5 protein-coding genes are annotated in these 4539 nt (G+C 40.1%); 2 read left to right on the forward strand and 3 right to left on the reverse strand.

Annotated features, from left to right (window positions below):
* A partial coding sequence (locus AAF462_10320) for a carboxymuconolactone decarboxylase family protein (protein ID MEM7009516.1) occupies positions 1-478 on the forward strand: 478 nt, incomplete at its 5' end.
* A gap of 113 nt (positions 479-591) precedes the next feature.
* On the opposite strand, the gene AAF462_10325 is transcribed toward AAF462_10320, so the two are convergent.
* The gene (locus AAF462_10325; protein ID MEM7009517.1) at positions 592-933 is read right to left on the reverse strand and encodes a hypothetical protein; all 342 of its coding nucleotides are present in this window, start codon (positions 931-933) and stop codon (positions 592-594) included.
* Entirely contained in the window at positions 926-1531 is a 606-nt protein-coding gene (locus tag AAF462_10330; GenBank protein MEM7009518.1) for a hypothetical protein, read from the reverse strand. The genes AAF462_10325 and AAF462_10330 overlap by 8 nt, the downstream gene beginning before the upstream one ends.
* 195 nt (positions 1532-1726) lie before the next feature.
* On the opposite strand from AAF462_10330, the gene AAF462_10335 reads away from it, so the two are divergent.
* Positions 1727-3238, forward strand: a complete 1512-nt coding sequence (locus AAF462_10335) for a sodium/solute symporter (GenBank protein MEM7009519.1) — start codon at positions 1727-1729, stop codon at positions 3236-3238.
* Between the two features lie 9 nt (positions 3239-3247).
* Here AAF462_10335 and AAF462_10340 read toward each other — a convergent pair.
* Positions 3248-4539, reverse strand: a 1292-nt coding sequence (locus tag AAF462_10340) for a hypothetical protein (GenBank protein MEM7009520.1), incomplete at its 5' end; no start/stop codon positions are given.

Genomic DNA, 4539 nt, shown 5'->3' on the forward strand with positions numbered 1-4539 from the left:
CGTTAAGGCTGTTTACGAGCAGTTGGAGAAATCTTTTGGAGTAGTACCAAATGTGCTTAAGGGAATGGCCAATATCACAGAGCTATTTATGTGCTTTATGCCGCTTCTTGGAGCTACACTTGGACCAAGCAAAGTGGATAATGCAACAAAAGAGCTTGCTATCCTTACTACCACTAAGCTAAACGGCTGCTCTTATTGCACTGCTCATCACACCGGCGCTGGTAAAAGAGCAGGTCTTACAGAGGAGAAAATTGATGCTGTTCCAGATGAGAATAGCCCGGCTCTAGATGATAGAGAAAAAGCTGTGGTTAGATTTTCAAAAGAACTTGCTCAGAATGTTGCCGCAAGTCAGGAATCAATAGATGAGTTAAGGAAGCACTTTGATGATGCTCAAATTGCAGAGTTAAATATCGTCAATGGCACATTTCATATTCTGACCAGGTTTGCTGATACATTCAAAGTAGAGCTTGAAAGATAATAACAGCAATTGTTAATTTGTAGATTTGGGGAGGCTTGGTTTGAACCAACTATTATCATCTTCCAACCCGACTAAATTCAAACCAAGCCTATTTTTTAACCAGAGAAAGCAAGTTACTTTTCTCTGCACGACTTAAGGGCGTATTTTAGTATAGAAATACTTTCGGCGCTTCTTATTTTTTCTTGGGTTATGTTTTCTACATGGGCTTGAATTTCTTCGTCAGTATATTCACTTGAAAGTTTTTCCGCGGCACACTTGCACTCAGTATCACATATTTCTGAAGCCCCGGTTTGCTGCACGCACTCTCTTATGCATAAACTTACAATGTCTTGATCTGAATCATCATTAGAATCATCGCCGCCGTCTGATCCGCAGGAATAAGCGCCCAATATCAGCACTAAAACCATCATACAATATATTTTGTTATTAACCAATAGCAGCCAAAGTTTAGTCAAAGCTTATAACCTCCATCTTATTTCGGTACTGTGAGTCTCCCAGAATTAATTTGTCATCTCTAAGCTCGATGCTGCCAATGTCCCTATCACCTCTTACAATTTGGCCAATGCACTTTAGAATCAATCTATTCTCAACATCAATATTCCCTTCAGTGTTAAATGTTTTATATTTTTCTATGCCAAATCTTGTCAGAAATACTGTTCTTGCAACCATTGTGCCTCCACCGGACCACTTTGTATCAAGTATATGAAGCCCTCCCTTTGCCTTACCTATGTATTTGTAAGCAAAGTAGTTTGTATCTCCTGAATCTTCATATTGATACTCAATATATCCATCATCTCCGACTTTGAAATTTGTTGCGAACTCATTACTGGACACACATGATTTGAGATCAATGGCCCTTACAATTGGAGGACCGGAGTCCGCCATACTGACGCTGAACTCATTTATACAGCCCGGATGAATCGGCTTGCCGTCATAGGTGAAGTTTTGATTAGCTTGTTTTAATTGTGTTTTTAAAATATCTGGACTTTCTTCTTTTGTGATGCCATGAACGCTAAACGAAACGATCAAGACTAAGGCCATTAAATATTTCATTATTATCCTCCTTCTTCAAAACAACAATACAAACCATACCTCAAAGGCACATAAGCTACAATCATAATATTTTTCTGCATACTTGTGATATTGTCGAATCCAAATACAATGTAGAAATTAAATTAGCGAAAAGCCCTTTCACCATTAATCATGATTATAGATCTATTAATCATACTGTCGTACTTTGTTGTAATTATGGCGATCGGCATCTGGAGTAGAGCCAAAGCCGATGTCGGGGTAGAGGAATATTTTTTAAGCTCCAGATCGCTTAAATGGCCCTATATTGCAGTCTCTACTATAGCCACAAACGTTCAGGCTAATCACTTTATCGCCATGGCAGGCTCCGCTTATGTTTTCGGACTTGCTCAGGCCAACCTTGAGATAAACGCCATTTTCGGAATCCTGATTGCTGCATTCGTCTTTGTGCCTATCTACCTTAGGATGAAGGTAATAACTATTACTCAGTTTTTTGAGGCGCGACTGGGTGCAAAAGTGGCCCTCGCCTACTCTATCTTTATGATAATTCTCTACTCATTTATGTACTTGGGTACAGCACTATTCTGGGCAGCATATGCAGTTAATGGAGTTTTTGGTGAGCTGTTTAGCCACTTTGACTTGGACGTAACCACCCAGCTTGGAATTCTAATTCTTGTTACCGGCGCTTTCTCTGCAGTCTATACATACCTTGGGGGGCTGAGAGCCGTGGTTAGAACGGATGTGGTTCAATTTATTCTACTGGTAATGGGCGGATTTGTAATACTATTTGTCGCTATTCATCACCTAGGCGGCTGGGGTGAGCTCTGGAACACAACAGGGGATCTAATGCACCTTCATCTGCCTAGCGATCATGATACTCTGCCGTGGATCGGTATATTCGGGATGCTGCTGTTAAACTTAAATTACTGGGGAGCGAACCAGGTAATACTCCAGCGCGCACTGGCCGCTAAGGACCTAAAACAGGCACAAATTGGCCTTCTTGTAGGGGGCGTTCTTAAATATGTAATGGCTTTAATAATAATAGTCCCTGGAATTGCGCTTGCAGGGATATTAAAAGATGATCCGCTCAATGATCCGGATCTGACCTATCTTACACTTGTAAACGACTTTCTTCCCGTAGGCGTGAGTGGAATAATTTTAACGGGTCTCTTCGCTTCACTGATGAGTACTCTAGATTCTATTTACAACTCTGTCTCAACCCTATGGTCAATTGATATTTATAAGAGGTATTTAAACCCTGGCGCCTCGGATAATCAAATTGTAAAAATGGGTAGATACTCGATAATGGCTTCATTTGTTACCGGGGCTATTTTCGCTTTTATAGTAGTCTACGTGAAATTTGGAAACCCCGAGTTTCCACTTACTCACTGGTTTAATGCAATGTCTTATTATATTAAAATCGGATTTGTGATAATCATAATGTCTGCAATGTTCCTGTACTCGCCGTCAAAAAGATTGGTTTTAGTTACCATGTTAGCAAGCGTGTTCATTACACTCATTTTCCAGACTGTATTTCCTGAGCTGAATTACTTTGTTAGAACCGCTTGGGTAATAGTCATAGGATTTGCAATAATCGCAGTTCCTACAATTATCAAAAACGGATTCAGGCTGCCTCATGACAGGTTTATAGAAGTATCTCACAAGAGCGCGGCACACTTTGGAATAATACTAGCCTTATCACTGATTGCAGCACATATAATCTTTCACTAGTTAATAATTCTAAAAGTCTGCGTTCAAATCTACAACTTCATCGGAGCCTAACTCTATATTAAAGACTTTCTCAGGTTTACCTTCCATCTTATACGCCTCTACAACGACTTCATATGAAGCCGGAGGAAGAATAAACTCTTTTGGATTATTTCTCGGCTTTTCATCTGTGTACCCATAAGTTAATTGCTCAGTAGTCTTAGGATCTTTAATGCGAACTGTAGATTGTATATTTTCTCCAGAGCTACTCGCACTTACTTTGATTGTGCCCCTTGGAAATTGAACTATTTCCTCAATTGTATCGCCCGCATTTAATTCTATGGACTTAAAATCTTGTGAAGGCTTAGTGCTCATTTTTGCTGCTGTCACATTTACATCATAAACACCAGGAGTAAGCACTAGAACTTTAGGATTTGATTTAGCCTGAGGATATGTGATCACACTTGAAACTCTTTCACCGGTAGTTGAGTTTGTAACAGTTATAGTTGCCTGAACAAGCTTCTCGCCGTCCTTTGCGCCAATTTTAAGTGTGCCGCTTTCAAACTGAGCTTTATGCTCTAATTCCTCGCCGCCAACAACCTCAACCCCTTTAAACTCTATTATAGGATTATTAGTTATACCAAGCGCTTTTACGGATATATCATAGGTACCCGGGGAAAGCTCAAAAGTCTTAGGGTTACTCTTGGAGCTTTTGTATGTGCGGCCTTGGGTTACTGATTCCTCAGTTTCAGAGTTCGTAACATATACAACAGCATCCATAAACTTCTCCCCCTCAAAAGCGCCTATTTTTAATACACCGCTTGAAAACTCAGCAGTTTTTTCTACTGTTTCTCCCGCTGCTACTTCTATGTTTTCAAATGTTTGTGAAGGATTATCTTTAATTCCAACAGGCTCAACTAAAACATTGTAAGTGCCCGGCTCTAGATCAAAAACCTTTGGATTTGTTTTCTCTCCTGTATAACTCCTGCCCTGGGCAACATTCTCTCCAGTATTTGCATCTATAACCTTTACCACGGCGTCTATTCGTTTCTGACCTTTTGTTACTCCTATTTTAATTGTCCCGCTTGAGTAATCTACAACTTTCTCAACCCTTTCGCCGGCTACAATTTCAATTCCTTCTAACACCTGCGTTGGCTTGCCTTCAATCTCTACAGATGCTACTTCTACATTGTAGATGCCAGGCTCAAGAGTAAGTATCATAGGATTTGTATTCTCTTTTTTGTAAGTTCTTCCCTGGCCAACTTTCTCTTCGGTTTGCGGATCAATCAAAGATACAGTTGCGTCCATTAATTTGCCGTTTTTGA

It is taken from the genome of Thermodesulfobacteriota bacterium (assembly GCA_039028315.1).
Lineage (GTDB): Bacteria > Desulfobacterota_D > UBA1144 > Nemesobacterales > UBA2774 > CR02bin9.

Excerpts from the sequence above, each read along its gene's own strand:
- AAF462_10330 (MEM7009518.1), bottom strand. The coding sequence starts at position 1,531 with ATGAAATATTTAATGGCCTTAGTCTTGATCGTTTCGTTTAGCGTTCAT.
- AAF462_10335 (MEM7009519.1), top strand. The coding sequence starts at position 1,727 with ATGGCGATCGGCATCTGGAGTAGAGCCAAAGCCGATGTCGGGGTAGAG.